The following is an 18,360-nucleotide window of genomic DNA, read 5'->3' as shown; positions in this document are numbered from 1 at the left end:
ACCCCTAATACTAGGGTAGAACTAACACATAGTTATAAACTGTATAGAATCCCCTATTGTATGTTGTTTTCTTTTTTTATTATTATTCTGGTACGTGAAATTATAATGATTTTGTTTATTTTTTTGTCACTTGTAAAAATTAATATAGCATTCTATATAGATTATATGGTAATATATAAGTAGAAAATTTGTTACCATTGTTTATACTCTATTGTACGTAGCGTGAAGGACAAACCTTACGCCCAGTTAACTCGGGCGAGGTTTGTCCTTTTTTTTATTTTAAGGAGGAATTTACTATGAAAAAAATGTATAAAATCGGAGCAGTTGTAACCACCCTATTCGTTGTTTGTATCACGGTCTTCACTTTAACAAAAAATGAATCCGTCAAAACAGAAACTGTAACACCAGAAAAAGCAATTGTATCTGCTGTAGATGCAGAAAGAGCACCAAAAAATATAAAAGATATTTCAAAAGAAGAATTAAAGCAAAAAATAGAGTCTCAGGACGAGTTCATTGCCTATTACTATCAACCAGCGTGTCAATATTGTAAAAAAGCTGCCCCAGATATCAATAGCATGTCGCAGAAACATGATAGAACTATTTACCGTATTGATATCTCTACACCAGAAAATCAAAGTGCATTCCAAGATTTTAATATTCCTGGTACTCCTGTAGTTGTGGCTTATAACAAAGGACAAGAGGCTGAACGCCTTGAAGGAGCAGTGTCAGCTGCGACATACGATGGATTCTTTGCAAGACGTAATTCGAGCGCTAGCTAATATAGTGCTCGTTTTTCTTTTTTGAGAAAGGAGAATTTAGATGCAACAAAAAGTTCGTATTCATTCGTTAGACATGATAAGAGGTATAGCCATACTATGTATCTTATTTGCTAATCTACCTACTATGACAGGACTAGATYCCTTTAATCAAGCAGGTTACTCCGGTATAGATAAAGTAGTTCGTTTTCTAGTAGATTTACTGATATCATCAAAGTTTTATACCATTTTTGCATTCTTATTCGGCGTGGGATTTTATATCTTTATGAGAAATACAGAAAAAAAGGGGTATCCCATATATAAACTATTTAGTCGTAGGTTATGTATTCTATTACTATTTGGTGTAATTCACTTTATCTTTCTGTGGTATGGAGATATTTTACATGCATATGCTATAGCAGGTTTTGTTCTATTGTTCTTTTATAAGCGGTCTACTAAGCTTATTTTTATAACAGGTTTTAGTTTTTTACTAGTTAGTTATACTCTACATGTTATTTTATTTTTACATGCAAGCCCTTCTATTCCTGAAGAGATACCAAAATACTATCAATATATGTTTACAGGCAACACTACTAATCACACAGTGAATCTATTTTTAAATTATTTACATCAAGTAAAAGCTCGTTTGTTCTTTCTTATGACACAGGAATTTCAGCAACTTCTAATAGGGATCCCGGAATATATTGGGTTATTTTTAATAGGTTTATGGGCTGGAAAGAAGAATATTTTTAGACGCGTATCGGAACTCAGAGGGAAAATTCAAATTTTACAGTGGAGTTCGCTATTCCTATCATGTCTGCTCTCCCTCCCTATYATCTATTATTTTATAGAAACWGATRTYTATTACKCTAGCCATATCCARTTATGGATTCTATTCGGAGGAAAATCCCTCGCTATATTCTACATATGTTTTCTTCTTTTAATATGCGAGAATGAAAAATATGTAGGGTGGCTACAACCTTTTATGTCTGTTGGTAACTTTGCTTTAACTAACTATATTAGCCAAAGTATACTCACGCTAATGATTCTCTCAGCGTGCTTCCAGGATATTTCACAATTAACATACTGGCAGCTATGTATCTTTGGGATTCTTATTTGTATCGTACAATGTATATTCAGTACACTATGGAGTAAGTATTTCCGATATGGACCTATCGAATGGCTATGGAGAAAATGGATTTATAAATGGGGTACCGCCAGTATTTCGGAAAAAAACCATGCTAAGAGCATTCAAGATTTTATACAGTTTTTCGGCTAATCCAATAACAAACGAGAACCCTAAAACCCACGCCAGGATAGGAATGTATAAAATGATGCATAGAATAATACAAAAAGAAAACGCACAAACCCAATTGTATCAAAGGTTTGTGCGTTTTCTTTGCTACCGATAATGAGACGTTATGTTAACTACACATGAATCTTTATTCATAAGTCAAAATAAAAGGTATCTGAATCCAGATACCTTTTATTATTCAGAATCCTCTATATTTTTTGGCACATAATTTATTCTGCTAAAGACATTATACCTATTGCATGTGAACCTGACTAAATCATGATCTTCATCAGGTTATTTCTGCATTCTGGCTCTTGTTAAATCAAAGTAATCTAATTAAAAATAAAAATATTTTATACTTTTATATAAGTTTACTTTACTTTTTGTAAAAAATTAGTTTATAATTTAATTCAAGAGGTGATGGTCATGAAGAAAGATTTTGGTGATTCGATATCAAATAAGGTTTATGAATATCGTGTACTTGCCAGAATGTCTCAGCAAGAATTAGCAGAAAAAGTCGGAGTTTCCAAACAAACCATCTTCGTAATGGAAAAAGGAAATTATATTCCAACTCTGCTGTTAGCTTTTCGAATTGCCGAATTTTTTAATGTTGATGTAAACGATATTTTTACTTATCTGAAAGGAAATGATAAAAATGGAAATTAAGTCGATCTCAGATATCCCTAATGCAATTTTTTACCCTTTAAAGTCCTGGGCTGAACAATCTACAGGAAATTGGAATAATCTCGTTGGAGTTGGTTTTTTACTGCTCATGGGTAGTTTGATTTTTGCTTATGTATTTTATAAGAAGATTGGAAAAGACGACGAACGAACAAATACAATCTTTTTGAAAAGCAGTTGCTTTATGCTGTCTGCAATTATGCTATGTGACATAATTTTTCCAAAAGACTACATGTGGAACATTTTTTTCTTGTTCAAATATGCGCTAGCAATTTTAGCTGCTGGAATTTACATGGCTATCCAATATAAAAAGGATTTTTTATAAGAAAAGGTCAATTATTCTTGAATGTGAGTGCATTGATAACCTCTCTTTTTACTAGGTCATTTCCTTTCTTTGGTACGTAGAAAAAATTAATTCACTTCCAATAACACTAATTATGTAAACGAGCTGTCTATATGGGCAGCTCATTGTATTTTTTGCTTAGCGTGAGTTTATTCAAAAATGCTAGCGATACCCCTAAATAAAAAGACGTGCTGTTTTATCCAACATGTCTTTTTATTTACTCCTATTTAGATTATTTGCAACATCAGTACACTGAAGTTCATCACTGCGTGAACAATATAAGAAACTAATAATTGATTTGAACGTTTATATACGAAGGCTAATACAACCCCAATACAGAAATACCCAAAGATAAATGGGAAATCAAAATGCATAATTGCAAAGAACAATGCACTGATTACGATACTCCCTGTTTCTTTAAACTTCTTCATTAAAATATTCATGGTTGCATATCGAAATACCAATTCCTCTACTAATGGGGCAAGAATTACAATTGATACAATCGCAATTGGTGATATCACTGCAGCTGCGACTGTGCTAGATGTATTTTCTGATTGCGTAGATAACTGGAATAAACTTTTATCTAAAAAGCTACCAATCATCTGTGCAAGAAAAACGAATACGATTCCAGCAAGAATCCACCCCCATGTGGCTTTCGATAATTTGATTGATAGCCTAGGTTCTTTAATCCATTCTTTCTTATATACAAGAAATATGATTCCTAGTGTAAGCAGAAACCCTATTAACTCCCAATGTACAAGGATCTCTTGAATCGCTTGTTGCTGATTCCTCTGAATATCATACCAACCTGTCTTAGCCAGTAATTGTACTCCTATAATTCCTACAAATTGAGTCATAACAAAGTAAATAAGAATGACATAACCTGATTTGTATATATTACTATTATTCATATTCTTGGATTCATCCTTTACCTTTTTCTCTAAAATAGCGTTTTTGTTAAAAATCTTTTCACCTTTAAAATAGACAAGCATATGTTATTGTATGGAGACTCTCCACTCATAAGATTCTTACCTTTCAAAGAGCATGCATATATGTGTGCTCTTTTCATTTGTTATCGTTGCGATAGGTAAGACTTTGAAGTTATCTCCATCTTTTCCCCCGCTTAGCACTGTACGTGCGACTTTCATCGCATACAGCGCCCCATCTTATTCTTTTATGCTAAAGTAACTAGATTACAAACCTTACGAAGCACATAAGAGTTATAGTCCTGTACCGTTTTTCCTGATGGGCTCTTTTGGATTGTTTTAATCCTTGTTTTTGCTTTTTCAAGGATGTCCTTTTTCTTTTTCTCGCTTACATGTGTGTTTGCCACATATCTTTTGCCCTTCTTAACAGATTTGATAGAGAATCCTAGAAAATCTGAAGATTTTCTTTTTAGGTTAGTTATAGTTGATTTTTCATTAGATATGTTAAGGTTTAATTGATTCTCGAGATAACCTTCCACTGCATGGAATATTTTAGTTGCAGATTTGTGATTGTTTGTAAATATTTTAAAATCATCCGCATACCTAACTATATACATTCTCTTCAATTTTGTTTTTGATAAATGATAGTTTTTATTTGATAGTGTATATTGTTTTCTTGTTTTGATATTTTCCCACTGACTAGATACCCACCAATCTAGGTCATTCAATACAACGTTACTTAGTAATGGGCTTAGTATTCCTCCTTGCGGAGTTCCTTTTGTAGGAATGCCTTTTCCTTTGATTGGTGCTTTTAACATTTTCGAGATGATTGTCAGTACTCTTCTATCAGCTATACCTATGTTATATAGTTGTTTTAGTAATTTGGAGTGGTTTACGTTATCAAAGAAACCTTGTATATCAATGTCAACTACGTGACCATATCCCCCACGATTCATCAAGAATTGACACCTAGCCATCGCATGATGCGTTGACCTATTGGGTCTAAATCCATATGAATGCTTGTAGAATTTAGCTTCGCATATTGGCTCTAGAACTTGCTTGAACATTTGTTGAATCAATCTATCTCTCATCGTAGGTATTCCTAATGGGCGTTTTTTCCCATTTGGTTTAGGTATTTCTACCCTACGTACCGTATTAGGTTTGTAGTCTACAAGAGCTTTTCTTATGTTATGAACAAAAGAATCTACATCTTTCATTTTATAGTAGTCGATTGTAATACCATCTGTTCCTTCGGTTTTAGAACCAGTGTTAGCCTTTATATTTCTATATGCCAGTAGAATATTTTCTTTTGATATGATGTGCTTGTATAAATTTAAACCTTTAGTAGCATTATTTTCGCTACGTTGATATAAGTCATCTAACACTTTTTGCATATCGTAATATTCTGCATGTCGTAGTGTTGTACTCACCGATGTATTAATTCCCCTTTCTTACGAAAAGTCCCATCATCTTACTCGATCCTGTGAGTTACATCTAGTTAATTTAGTTTTCAAAGAACAAGACTAGGGACTATCCCTCYACATTYRTTACATGTTTCGTCGGTACTRTGTCCCYACCTTCACRAGAATRAAGCAATTTCGGTTCGTTAGAACCTTATATGCACCTGTCTGCTAGTAGGCGTTGATGACAGTTTCTCGCTTACCACGTTCCGATTAACTTAGCTATACATATATCCTTAGGTGCTTGCTGTAAGCCTGTTATCTTTACATCCTCATCGTTGGACGTTCCGAATTTCATATTATTTACTCTTACTTTTCGRTAGATAACGTCGTCATTGACGACATACACATTTCTRATGTATTAAWAGTTTAGACCCGTACATTCGCAAGTTTGYCAGTCCATTTGGACATTCTCACCATAGATATTTTGTAGCATCCCGACCTATCCATYACCATATGATTTCTCACTTAGGYTTTGTTCAGCCGACTTCACCTAGCTTCATACAATTTRTGACTACTATCACGCCTTGCATGTAGGAGTATCAGATAAGTAGTTTCAGCTCAACCTGACGGCTTTCATTCCTACTTTCAGTCAATCAGTTGTTGTTATCAAATTGATAACCCTCCTATTTCGTGTTTACACATTTATAAGGAAACGTGTCGCGCAAATAACTATTTTGTTTAAATAACACTTACCGATAACTCAAAATCGGCACTCACATTACTCTTTGTTCTGATATACCCTTTAATACAACTGCTTTTCCAATTATTAAAACGTCCCAACCAATCCGAATCATCTTCTATTTTTCTGTACTCATAAACTTCGAAATACTCAACACAACTTAAATCGTATTCATAATCAACTATCCATTGTTTAATCACATCAGATGGATCATCTGTTATCGCTGCTTCGCCTTCTTGTTTATCAATAACTAAGTAAATATATTTATCAAATGGATTTGTAAAATACTCATTTAAACAACGTAATGCATCACGAACATTTTCAAATGAATCGTACTCTTTCATTCCTTATTCCCCTTTTCGAATAATCTTTTTTGTATTACACATACTACTTGTGAGCCGACTTCCCACCGGCGGCATTCTCTCAAATCGGTGAGTGCTCCTTCAATCCGTACAAGAACGTAGCAGGTGCCTTAATCGGTTCCCTGCCGTTTTTGCGTATAATTGTAAAGATTCTTGTACACAAATAACGCTTTTATATGAAAAGCGTACACAGTTTTGACACATCAGCCACCGCAATTACTTGAAAATTCGTGATAATATTAATTCGTCGAATCCGCCAAATTTCGACATTGTACGACAAAAATATCTCTCCTAAAAAGTCCCTGTCCCCGCAGGGATTTTCTCTTTTATTTATTACTTTTGGTTATACTGAATCCCTATCCTGAATGAAATTTAAATTGTATATTATTAAAACCTTTCGAATTATTATCTTTATATAAAAATTATATGATTTATAATCCGAAATATTCTTTTCCTATTAATCTCACGCTGCCTGCAGGTGCTTTAAACCTATTTCTAACGCACCCGTTCCACCAAACCCTTGATTAAATAAAAGCGGGACATCATACTTCTTTGCGTATTCCTTTGCTACATCAATAGAAACATGGCCACATGCACCTTTCTGCACGACAATGACATCACATTTTTTAATGACACTACGAAAAGTCTTCTTTACGCCACCATGATTCTTTCCGTCATGAAAAATCACCTGACAATCTCTTTTTTTCGCTAGTTTTTCTAACGTCCTACCATTTGATCCACCTAATACTAGAATTGTATTCATTCCCACTCACTCTCCTTATTTTTCTTTTTTGTGTATGTACTTGGTGTTGTTAACAATACAAGCGTACAAACTACAATATTCATGAATATTAAACCTACTATTAATACAATTGCGAAAATAGGTAACAACAGCATAAAAATAAAAGCACTTACAACCAAGCATACAAAGATGAACCCATTACTCATATCTTCATAACCGTCTAACCCTTGCACTATATTTAAACTATGCATCCAAACCGTGATAGCATCCCAATGTTCTACTAATAGATATCCTCCACCCAAAAACAAAGCCCATCCGAATAATGTCCCTAAAAATCCTGATCCCCTTCCAGAAGAATATCCCGCAAAAAAGTTTGCTGCTGTTCCAAATAACATTCTCATTTTTTCTTTCCTCCATATCTATTTCAAATCAGTTATATATATAGATTTTATTTAGCTATGGTTTTATTATATCAGAAAATTATGAATATTAAATAAATATTTTTAGGGTACTCTTTATTTTTTTAGAAAGGGTTGTGTTTTTTCTTCCACAACCCTCATTTTCTATTTAATCCACTGGTGCTTCTTCTTGCCCGTGCGGAATTTGTTCAATTGGTGTTACAATTTGTGCATATTGATTGACTTGCACTTTAAATTGACGTGGTTCAAGGAAATTCACTTGTTGAATTTGAACTTCAATGTGGTACGTATCTACTTTTTTTCCGCGTTCTATTTTTGTAATACGAGCATTATAGAATTTATCTCCATGCAGGAAATATCGCTGTACAGCTTCTGTAGCAAGCATGCGCTCATTACTTGTCATTTTCATTGGCTCAATACCAAATCCAGCCTTTGTAAACAAATATGGTACATCATAACTACTGGAAGATATTTTTCGTAGTAAGTCTTCTACTGTTTTTGTTTTCGCGATATATTCCTCTTCTTTTGTATCAAATCCCTTTGGCTTATCTCCAATCATCTCTATTTCATCTTGATTTACTTGTTCTTCCTCTTGTACTTGTGATTTCATCATGTAACGATGAATGGTATTATAGGTAGTTACACCTAGCACTAAAACTATGACCCCCAATACCACCAAGTACTTACGAGGCATATTGGACAAARTATTRATTACTTTCTTCATCTTCTCTCATCCYTTATCAGTCTATAACATTACGAATTTGAGTCATATKTTGTCCTCTTGCCGTATAGTTTAGACCTGTAATTTGTACACCCTTATCATCACCAATATGAATCATTTTCTGRTTCCCCATATAAATTGCAACGTGTCCTGGGTTTTCATAGAAGATGAGGTCTCCTGGTTGTGCATGATTGATGTCTGGTATTTGTTTACCTTGACCAACTTGAGCACCTGTCCACTCTCCAAGTTGCACACCTATACTCGTTCTAAAGACATACTGCGTAAATCCTGAGCAATCTGAAGTGCCGCCTGGTGGATTACGATCCCCTAATACATATCTCACTTTTCCTTGCCCAAGCCATTTTTTCGCTTCTGCTAGTACCTTTTGTCTTTTGTCATTCGTCATAACAGGAGAACCRCCWGATGATAATCCYGGATCATCATTTTTCTTAAAGAATTTCATYGGATCTGTTGGYTGGTCRTTAATACGAATYTGGAARTCTAAATGGACAGCGTATCCATTCATATTAAGTAAACCAGTATCTTTATTATAGTTAGAACCGCCCATCTCCCCAATGATTTGTCCTTTTGTTACCATGGTTCCTGGTGCAACTGATATTTTACTCAAGTGTAAGTAGCGAGATACAATGCCATTTCCATGGTCTACATAAACACCTAAACCACCACCATTTACATTTCCTGTTTGGTTCGTTACAATACCAACTTCCATCGACCACACAGGGTCTCCAGCTTTTCCGGCGGTCATGGCCCCAATATCTACAGCGTTATGTTGTTTTCCACCACGAACCGCATCAAACGTATCTGTAATACGCCCTGATTTCGTTGGCCATTTCCAACCTTTATCAGACACCCATTCTCCATCCCCGGACGCTACACAACCTAAATCCTTGTAAAATTTCAAAACTTTGGTAACGTACGTAAAATCCCCGTAACACGCTCCAACTTTGGTTCGGAAGTTATTAGGGTCAGAACACCCACCCGGATTTAAATGTGCCTTACTTCTTGAGAATTCAATGGCTGTTTCCTCTGAATAACCACCTTTTGCTAATGCATAGCTAATAAAACCACTCCCAAAATTATATGACTGTAAGGCGAGAGCGACGTCACCATTCGCTTGTCCTAGCACATCTTTAAATTCCTGTACTCCTGCTTCAATAGAAATATTCGGATCTGTAATACACCCCATTCGAGCATTTCCTTTTACACCTATACAAGATGGACTCAAGTCTCCATAATGTCCCTCTGATGCTTGCATCGGGTCATTTCCTGCTCCAGCTGATTCCTGCATCATTTGAGCTGCCAGAATACCAACATATTGAGCAACACCATGTTTTTCTGCCATCTCTTTAATTTTGGGAAGATAACCTGTTACTTTTTCATTGATATTAACAGGCTCTCCACCAGGACTAACAGAACCTACGCACATGCCCCCGATAAATCCACCAGTTGGGGCTAGATGTCCATACATTCCCTCTAACATCCCTGCAGCTAATATCTCACGCGCACGATCTTTTTGACTCTCACTAAATTTTGCAAGTTCCATCGCTTTCTCTAGCCCATGAGAAGAGGTTGTCACCTTTTTACTACCACTAGCATTAATCTCATCTATTTTTTTCTTAAAATCTGTATCTCCTAAAATCTTTTTTACATCTGGTCCGGAGTAACTCTCAGATTTTGTTTTTTGCATCTCCTTTTTCTTTTTTTCACAAGGACCGTTTGGTCCTGCCTCACATACCTCTTTTTCCGTATATTCTTCATATTGGATATCYAAAAAATATGAAATCGCATCATGTGGRTCTTTACCGGTGAGRTCATTATCATACCGTGCCATGTCAAAAGCAACAATCTCTTTCCAATCCACATTTAGAGCCATTGAAACTTCCATATACTTTTTTACTTGTTCTTCTGTTTTACTTTCATCTTTTGTAAACGGTACAAATGATGCTAAAATGACACACACCACAATAATCAGCGACATAATGATAGCTGCAGGTAATCCAACCGCGGCTAATATTGACCCTACAATTTTAAGTGTTGCCTTTTTTAGCAGTTTGGCAGCAGCTTTCGCTGCCGCCCTTCCTGCTTTTCCTGCCAATTTTGCCATTTTCCCSCSAGCTTGCATCCCTTTTTTCTTGATAAAGTGAGACGCTACATCTTTTAAGGGATTGCTTTTTTTCTGTTCATTTGGATCGTTTGAATTCTGACTCATAGACTTGTCACACCATACTTTCCATGCTCATCATTTCGTCTTTTTCGCTGTGCTAAACGCGGGTTTGGTGCAAATGGAATCAGATTTTGCGGGTCATGTTCTGATAAATTCAGTTGTGTCTCTGCACGTACTACTTCGTCCTGTGTATGTGTAACCAAAATTTCTTCTTTTGGTTTAATACTGCTATCTTTTACTTCACAGATTCTTTCAATTCTTTGGTTTGTTTGTAAACGTGTATCKCCTTTTCCRAATGGTGAGATACGTGAAACTGTACCTTCTGTTGTGGTAGCCACCATATAACTACGGTCTCTTTCTACGACCATTTGTACATTCTTATATCCACCYTGRTCTAAATCGGACATGTAGAAATTCCCATTGTCTACTTTATGATTCATAGTGATTGGCGGTTCGCTCATTACTGGTTTYTGTTGTATTGGTCTTGGATTTTGATTTCCTACCAATTGATTTGGATTAGTATTAATCGAGCGATTTATACTAATTTTCCCACCACTTGAATCTTGTATATATGCTGGAGAAGCTTTCATACCATTTCGGTACTGTGTCAACTGCCCGTCTGCAATATTTAAATCTTGATATACCATTTGTCCGGAACGAATGCTACTATCTCCACTACCATAACGAGATACAACTTGTGTCATCCCACTGGAATCTTTTGCTTCAATCCATGACTTATTATTCGTTGTAACTAGACGTACAGCGCCTTTGGCAACAGATTGCGTTCCTGTATGGTCTGTTGTTGTTGGTACCATTCTCTGAATCTCTTGAATTTCTTTTGCTTCAGTTTGAACTGCTTTATTGTACGGGTTATATTTACTTACCGTACGTGCAGCTGCTTGGTAAGCACCTGCGCCACCAATCACACCAGCAGCATAGCTTAATCCTTTTGTGACATTGTAATGGCGTTCTGCCGCGTTACCTCCTAATGAAGTATGAACAGCGGCTGCACTTCCACTTATCGCTTTTTGTACTGCATTCCCTCCTGCCTGCTGAACAGCACTTGACGCATTAAAGTATGCTTTTGAAACATTCTCTAGTGCATTTGTAGGCATAAAATGTTTGACACCTTCCATCACACTCATGCCAATCTTCGTACTTTGCTGTGTCATACGTCCCACAGCTGAAGTTGGGATAGACATTTTGCCAGCACTTTGTGCAATACTTGCTACACCTGCAGACGCATCTGCATACGAACGTTGAATTTCAGTAACGGAAAGATTTCCTGCACTCGCCATACTYGCTTGYGTTTGTGTAGCTGCATACACAGCTTTATTRATTGCACCACCTGCAGCAACACCGTGTGATCTAACTCCTTGAATAGAACTTGTAATCCCAGAGCTTACTTGTTGGCTCACTGTCCCAAGGGTTGCATGACTCTGTAARCCTTTCGTTAATTGCGAWGCAAAAGCATCCTTATTGATATACGACTGGGCATGTAGACYCTTACCACTCGTATCTTTTGCTTGYACTGGCATCGCTCCAGTTTGTACTGCTGCTTGCTGAGCTACTGCTTTAAATTCATTTCCTTTTTGRTTTARATGTGTCTGCCAAGCYTGCTCTTTTTGCGGTTGAGMCATGGTTGGTGACAAGTTTTTCATAAAGGTTGCTTGTTGTTCTGCCGCATATCCCTGTTTAAAGGATTCCGTAGAAGCTTGGACCAGGTTCCCAACATTACTTACTTGTTTGGCATTCTGGCTTCCATATCCACTTGTCAAACCATGTGTTTTCACGCCATTGACTGCCTTTTGAATGCCTGCAGTACTGGATACACCCATTGCATTTAAGTTTGGATTATTTTGTAACTGTTGTGATAAMTGAGAAGCRAAAGCTTYCTTATTCGCAWAKYTTGTWCCRTCTTTTTGCTGAACAATACCTGCWTGCTCYGCAGCTYTTTGTGCATGATTTTCGAACCCTTGTACTTTGTGACCTACATGCTTGTTCCATGCCGCTTCTTTTTCTTGTTGTGGTAAATCCGCAGGCAATTGCTTCATAAATCCAGCCTTATGATCTGCAGTATATGCTTTCTTAAACGCAGCGGTTGAAGCTCCTACAAGAGCACCAACCTGTCCCATGTTTTGATGGCCACTCTCTAACGTTTCTCCTTTTACATCCTCCACTGCTTTTCCGACTTTTCCTAATGCAAGTTGAGAAGCAAAAGCATCTTTATTCACATAGGACTTATCAAACAAGTTATTTCCTTGCTTATTTGGATTGCTTTGTAATTGTTGTGATAACTGAGAAGCAAAAGCTTCCTTATTGGCATAGCTAGTCCCATCTTTTTGTTGTACAATCCCTGCTTGTTCGGCAGTTTTCTGTGCATGATTTTTAAATCCTTGGACTTCCTGACTCAAATGCTTGTTCCATGCCGCCTCTTTTTCTTGTTGTGGTACACCTGCAGAAAATTGCTTCATAAATCCAGCCTTATGATCTGCATCATACGCCTTTTTAAATGCAGCAGTGGACGCCCCAACAAGAGAGTCTACTTGTCCCATGTTTTGATGACCACCCTCTAGTGTTTCTCCCTTTACCCCTTCAACTGCTTTTCCAAGTGCAAATTGAGAAGCCAATGTATCAACAGGCATAGCCCCCGCTTTTATTGCCGCTTGTTCTGCATGATTTCTAAACCCTTGTACTTTTGAATTAAGATGGCCGCTCCATTTTTTCTCTTTTTCTTCCGCCGACATATTTTCTGGCAGTTGACTCATAAACGCGTCTTTATGATCTGCCTCATATCCCTTTTGGAATGCGTTAGTCGCAGCATTGACTAAATCTCTAGCATTTCCATATGGTGTAGCGTTTTTCTTCATATTTTGCAAATCTTGTTTACGTTGATTTTTGAAATGAGACATTTGATCGCTATTTGTTTTCGCTACTTTTTTAGCAATCTCTGCATCAGAAGCACCAGGGAATGCTTGTTTTAATCGACTAGCAACTGCAGAATCCGAATTATCTGCTTTCCAAGATTCAAAATCTTTTGTAGCTAAATCCTGTGCAATATCTTCATCGGTTAGTTCTGGGTAGGATTCTCCATTTAAGTTTGAATACGTGTCCGCACCCTTCTTCACACTTGAACCAATATGTTTTCCTAAAGCAACAGCTCCTTCGCCTACTGCACCAGCAGTTCTTCCAGCAACCGCACCAGTAATTCCACCCGCTTTACTACCAACCATTGTCCCTATTACCATTCCTTCTGGTCCAAGCCCAGCTCCTGCGGCCATACCCGCAAGTCCCGTTGCCGCTTTACCAATTGAACTTCCAATTTGGCCTGCTTTTAACATACGAGCTGCACGAGATGTTGTACCTATATCTGTTCCTAAATTCGCACCTAATGCATTTTTCGGATTGTCAGCATCTTCTTTTTTATCTTGCTCTCCATCTTTCTTTTCTTTCCCCTTATCCTTTGCACTGCGGTGGTCATCACGGATTCCTTTCACCAACCCAGCTACACTCGCTAAGGCACCCATCCCCATCATCGTACCCGCTTTATGAATACCACCTGATGCATTGGTGCTAAGACCAATAAAACTTTTCACAATCTCACCTATTGGGATAAACATAGCAAGTAACATTAATTTGAGTAACGGACTATTTGCTGCTCCAATTAAAGAAATAATGAGCCATAAGGTAATCGCATGAATCGCTTGTATGAACACTGCCCCCATAAATTCACGTATCCAATATAATGTCTGTTGTTTCTTTTGTGGGAATAGCCACATACCTACCATTAAAGGACCAATTAACATTAAGACATATAGTGACACCGCACGCATTAAATAGTAAAAGTTTGCCCAGACGATGAGACCAGCTTCTATAAACAAACCAAATATAATAAACATATAGTCATTTTCATGACCCTTCAGACTCAGCTCAGTAATTGTAAGTCCAGCCCCACCAAATCCAGGCTGTAGAAATTTAGTACCCTTATCCGGGTCAAAATTCCCACCACTTACTCCATTGAGAGCGTCTCTGAACTCTACTATTACCCACGAATTGATATCAAATATAAGAGTATAGAAGTAATCCAAATGCCAAAGACAAATCGAGATGATCATTAAATCTTTCGCATACTCTATTAATGCYGTYCGATTATTCGGATTAATAGCTGTCGCTGAATATTTTGCTGCCGTAATCACTACACTGAYGAGGACACAAAAAGCAGCAAGCTTAAACATGACAGGCATACCTGTGTCTAATACTTTGGTTAGAGAATCTCCCGAAAATAAGAAATCTAAATTTGTCCCTTTTCCTTCTGTCCCATTTCCCCCAAACACTAAGACTGGAAGAGTATCCAAAGTCGCATAAACCGGACCAAGAAAAGCCTTCACTAAAACAATAATTAGGCCACCGACCCACTCTACTATTTTCTCTAGCATAATTTCACCTTCCTTTTCAAAGGTACGCTATTACCCTGCGTACCCTTGTACTTGCTTCATATTATTTAAAAGCTCTTGTAGTACTGCTTCATTCGATTCAATGAACATCATTTCTTTGTCTGATGGATCTGTTTGAATCCAAACCGAACTATCTCCTACACGGAAGATTCCTTCTCCTTTTCCTGGGTTGTTGAGAATAATATCAAGCTCCCCAGCAGTTAAGTTAAAGTTCTCTTGAATCTTTTTCTTATCGATCTTATTTTGTTCTAAGAAGAAATAAGARAAAGTGGATTGCAAGATACCGCGCGCTTTTACATTTTCTAAAATACGAACAAAGTCCTGACTTGCCCAGCACATACCTGCATTTCTCTTACGAGAGCGGCGTGCTACTTTTTCTAASAAGTTAACTGTTTGTTCATAGTCGATAAACTGCCACATCTCATCCACATATAAAACTTTTCGTTTGATAGCGTGTTCTGGACTCTTAATCCAATGCTCCCARATATAGTTCARTATAACGTGGAAGGCGATTGGTTTTAARAAYCCTTCYTCTAAATGACTAATRTTRAAGTTAACAACACGTGACTCATTTAACTGCGTTTCCACGCCACGTCCAAAATGACTTTGCCCATCAAATAATGGTTTTGAACCATCACGTAGGAATGGACGAATYGCCGCAATTAACTCTTCTGCTTTCACATCTTCTCCATGATGTTCTACTAATACATCGTAGATTTCTTTTAACTCTGGCTCTGGCTTTCTCACTTGAGATTGAATTAATTGTCCATCCACCTTTTTCACTTCATCTGTATATAAAGATGAAGGATGAGAAGTAATACCATGTTTATCAAACACTTCGCGAATCGCATCTTCCAGCATCGTACGTTGGAATACATTTAATCCTGGTTGATCAAAATCTTGTCCGCGAATAATAATGTCAAAGAATCCTAGTATTTCATTAATTTTCTCTAAAATTGGTACGAATCTTACATACTTCACTCCATCACGTTCTATGAGTTCTTTCTTATCATATTGTTCAAKTGCTTCTAATTCYTCATCTTTATCTGTAATCTGAAGTTCTGTTACCGCGATTGCACAAGGGTTAATAATGATATTACTTTCTGGTGAAATRTTTAAGTTAATACCGCCTAGACGTTTTGTAATTTTTACGAATTCTCCCTCTGGATCGATAATCATTGCATGTGTATCTGCAAGTGACGTTTCACGAGCTAACTTCATCTTTAAAAGTAAACTTTTCCCGGAACCTGAGATCCCCGTCACACCAATGTTATAATTTGGTGGGCGATACTCTGCATTCCCGAACGAATTTAAAAATTCTATTTGCCCAGTAATTTTGTTCTTTCCTATTGGTATACCACCATTAAATCTTCCGGATCCTGACACAAACGGTGCAAATGTACATAAGGCTCGTCTATCGATATTTCGATATGTATCTTGTAAAGTGTTTGGTGCACCTAGTGGCATAACCGCTTTCAAACCACTTTTCACACGATTCCAAGTACTTGCTATCTTAAAGTGTGATGCTTGCATTTCATCCTCAAGATACTCACATAAAACGTCTAATTCTTTCTTTGATTCTGCATACGCAACAGCCATCGTACTCACCATATAGGAGTCATTCTCATTAAATTGAATTTCATCCATTAAATTGTTTGTATCTTGAATTTTTGCATCTAAGTCTTTTTCTTGGTCAATGTTTCCTCGTGTGCGTTGGAAAGAAAGGTTTGAACGTAACATCGTTAGCTGCATATCTAACGATCGCATCGCTTTCGCTTTTGGCTCTTTATGAATATCAATCATGACATCGACTTCCCCAGCTGAAGTTAACATGTTCAACCAATTGGTTTGCATCATACGAGGGTATCCATCACGTGGAATATAAAACGGACGGAAGAAGGTATTACTTCCTAAAGACTGCTTAATCACCCCATAGTCTTCTGCATCAAATTTCATGCCTTCTGGGGCAATGACATCAAACACGGTTGTTTGATTATCTAATTGAGTGGGTACCTCTTCTTGCTCCTGCTCTTCCTCCTCTAGTTCCAATTCATCCTTCTCTTCTGCTTCTAATTTCTTTTTTTCTTTTTTCTTCTTTCCAAACAACTTCATATTTACGCCACCCCATTATTTGATTTTTCAGCTTTTTCTTCTGCTAGAACTTTCTTTATTAACTCTAGTTTTCTCTCATTTGTTTCACCTGTTGAATACAGAGAGAAGTTTTCATTTTCAATTAAATCTTGGAAACGTGCTTTCACAGCTTTACGACGATTAAACGCTACGTATAAGAGTTCTATCAATTTATCTTTCGTTAACATTTCTACATTAATTTTTGCTTTTGATAATAAATTTCGCGAAGCATTATAACGACGATATAATTCATTAAACGCTTTATCTACAATCTTTTCTTCCAATTCTTCCTCTGTATCAGCTGTAATCGTACTAATATCMACCTTGTATGGGTAAATTAARTAACGYTTTTGCTCATATCGAGGCTGCGAACGTTGCCAGTACTCTAAGTTATCGATAACTTCTTGACCATATAGTAYTGTCTCTGGTGTAAGGTCCTTCGCACCTTTCATCGTTTCTGTCATTTTTCGTACAGGATCTGTTAAATCTACAAATTTACTTTGGATATATACTTTTGTATTAAACTCTAATGTTGTTAACCATGATTCAATTTTGATATCAATTGCTTCTTGTTCCATGTTGGAAAGTAAGTAATAGTTTACTGGATGCGCTTCCGCGATTAGGACAAATGTGTCATCATGATACCGAATCATATGATTGTCAATTTCCTTAATGTCTTCTACAAAAGCGCTAAAGAAATCAACATTATCCTCATCAACTTCTGATTCAAGAGGCATATTCTTTTTATTTTTCTTTCCRCCTTTTTCAGCARTGTGTTTCTCTAYYCCGCCYTGSTTTTTCCCCTTTTTYTTAGACCCAAACAGCGGTTTYCCGTTCATTTTCCGATAAAAGAAAAATCCTACAATGGCTATCRCCGCAAAATATATCATTTCTAACATYTATAMATTCTCCTTTRCCCATRTAGTTGKCTCGTAYCCTTTTCTCCAYTTCCCTTTTTCRGAACGGCTACGCATTTTGATAAGTAAAAAYYTATCTAGATACATGTGTTGTTTTTCTTTATAAATAAAMGCAAACGCTATTACACCTACTACCGTTGGTATTGCTAAAATTAAGCAAATAAAAAATGCTACCACCGCATCAATAGGTGCAAATAGCCGCCAAAAGAATGGTACATATAAATAAAGGGATGCCCCGCCACCTAATAGATAAATCAATTGGCGTTTGCTCAGCACACCTAACAGACAG

14 protein-coding genes and 1 pseudogene are annotated in these 18,360 nt (G+C 36.8%); 4 read left to right on the top strand and 11 right to left on the bottom strand.

What is annotated here, in order from left to right; genetic code table 11:
- The first annotated feature begins 296 nt into the window (after window positions 1-296).
- The 4 genes from AC1DJR_RS02560 (at window position 297) to AC1DJR_RS02545 (ending at window position 3,055) form a co-directional block, all read left to right on the top strand.
- Entirely contained in the window at window positions 297-779 is a 483-nt protein-coding gene (locus AC1DJR_RS02560; protein ID WP_477001957.1) for a thioredoxin family protein, read from the top strand.
- Between the two features lie 40 nt (window positions 780-819).
- Window positions 820-2,034, top strand: a complete 1,215-nt coding sequence (locus AC1DJR_RS02555; protein WP_477001956.1) for a DUF418 domain-containing protein — start codon at window positions 820-822, stop codon at window positions 2,032-2,034.
- 441 nt (window positions 2,035-2,475) lie between these two features.
- On the top strand, window positions 2,476-2,715 hold the full coding sequence (locus AC1DJR_RS02550) for a helix-turn-helix transcriptional regulator (RefSeq protein WP_215571514.1): 240 nt from the start codon (window positions 2,476-2,478) through the stop codon (window positions 2,713-2,715).
- Complete coding sequence (locus tag AC1DJR_RS02545) at window positions 2,705-3,055, top strand: DUF2178 domain-containing protein (protein ID WP_201054993.1); 351 nt, start codon at window positions 2,705-2,707, stop codon at window positions 3,053-3,055. Before AC1DJR_RS02550 ends, AC1DJR_RS02545 begins: the two co-directional genes overlap by 11 nt.
- 245 nt (window positions 3,056-3,300) lie before the next feature.
- Here AC1DJR_RS02545 and AC1DJR_RS02540 read toward each other — a convergent pair whose 3' ends face one another.
- The 11 genes and pseudogenes from AC1DJR_RS02540 to AC1DJR_RS02490 all read right to left on the bottom strand — a co-directional run bounded on the left by AC1DJR_RS02540 (window position 3,301) and on the right by AC1DJR_RS02490 (window position 18,356).
- Window positions 3,301-3,984, bottom strand: coding sequence for a lysostaphin resistance A-like protein (locus AC1DJR_RS02540; protein ID WP_477001955.1), 684 nt, complete (start codon window positions 3,982-3,984; stop codon window positions 3,301-3,303).
- Window positions 3,985-4,280: 296 nt separating this feature from the next.
- Window positions 4,281-5,429 (bottom strand): annotated as a pseudogene (gene ltrA / locus AC1DJR_RS02535) (group II intron reverse transcriptase/maturase); the annotation flags it as partial.
- Between the two features lie 711 nt (window positions 5,430-6,140).
- Window positions 6,141-6,485, bottom strand: a complete 345-nt coding sequence (locus tag AC1DJR_RS02530) for an MBL fold metallo-hydrolase (protein ID WP_002166783.1) — start codon at window positions 6,483-6,485, stop codon at window positions 6,141-6,143.
- Window positions 6,486-6,966: 481 nt separating this feature from the next.
- Window positions 6,967-7,266 carry a DUF2325 domain-containing protein gene (locus AC1DJR_RS02525; RefSeq protein ID WP_002169762.1) on the bottom strand — a complete coding sequence of 100 codons (300 nt, stop codon included), beginning with the start codon at window positions 7,264-7,266 and terminating at the stop codon, window positions 6,967-6,969.
- On the bottom strand, window positions 7,263-7,646 hold the full coding sequence (locus AC1DJR_RS02520) for a hypothetical protein (protein WP_404481555.1): 384 nt from the start codon (window positions 7,644-7,646) through the stop codon (window positions 7,263-7,265). The genes AC1DJR_RS02525 and AC1DJR_RS02520 overlap by 4 nt, the downstream gene beginning before the upstream one ends.
- 166 nt (window positions 7,647-7,812) lie before the next feature.
- Complete coding sequence (locus AC1DJR_RS02515) at window positions 7,813-8,388, bottom strand: hypothetical protein (protein WP_477001954.1); 576 nt, start codon at window positions 8,386-8,388, stop codon at window positions 7,813-7,815.
- 16 nt (window positions 8,389-8,404) lie between these two features.
- Window positions 8,405-10,615, bottom strand: a complete 2,211-nt coding sequence (locus AC1DJR_RS02510) for a lysozyme family protein (RefSeq protein WP_477001953.1) — start codon at window positions 10,613-10,615, stop codon at window positions 8,405-8,407.
- Complete coding sequence (locus tag AC1DJR_RS02505; RefSeq protein WP_477001952.1) at window positions 10,612-15,006, bottom strand: TrbL/VirB6 family protein; 4,395 nt, start codon at window positions 15,004-15,006, stop codon at window positions 10,612-10,614. The genes AC1DJR_RS02510 and AC1DJR_RS02505 overlap by 4 nt, the downstream gene beginning before the upstream one ends.
- 30 nt (window positions 15,007-15,036) lie before the next feature.
- Entirely contained in the window at window positions 15,037-17,136 is a 2,100-nt protein-coding gene (locus tag AC1DJR_RS02500) for a VirB4 family type IV secretion system protein (protein ID WP_477001951.1), read from the bottom strand.
- Between the two features lie 2 nt (window positions 17,137-17,138).
- Window positions 17,139-18,053, bottom strand: a complete 915-nt coding sequence (locus AC1DJR_RS02495; RefSeq protein WP_477001959.1) for a hypothetical protein — start codon at window positions 18,051-18,053, stop codon at window positions 17,139-17,141.
- Window positions 18,054-18,356 carry a PrgI family mobile element protein gene (locus tag AC1DJR_RS02490; RefSeq protein ID WP_477001958.1) on the bottom strand — a complete coding sequence of 101 codons (303 nt, stop codon included), beginning with the start codon at window positions 18,354-18,356 and terminating at the stop codon, window positions 18,054-18,056. It lies immediately after the preceding gene.
- Window positions 18,357-18,360 lie beyond the last annotated feature (4 nt).

It is taken from the genome of Bacillus sp. 05T31 (assembly GCF_056396725.1).
Note: the sequence above shows the minus strand (reverse complement) of the source record. Positions and strands in the feature narration are given on the sequence as shown.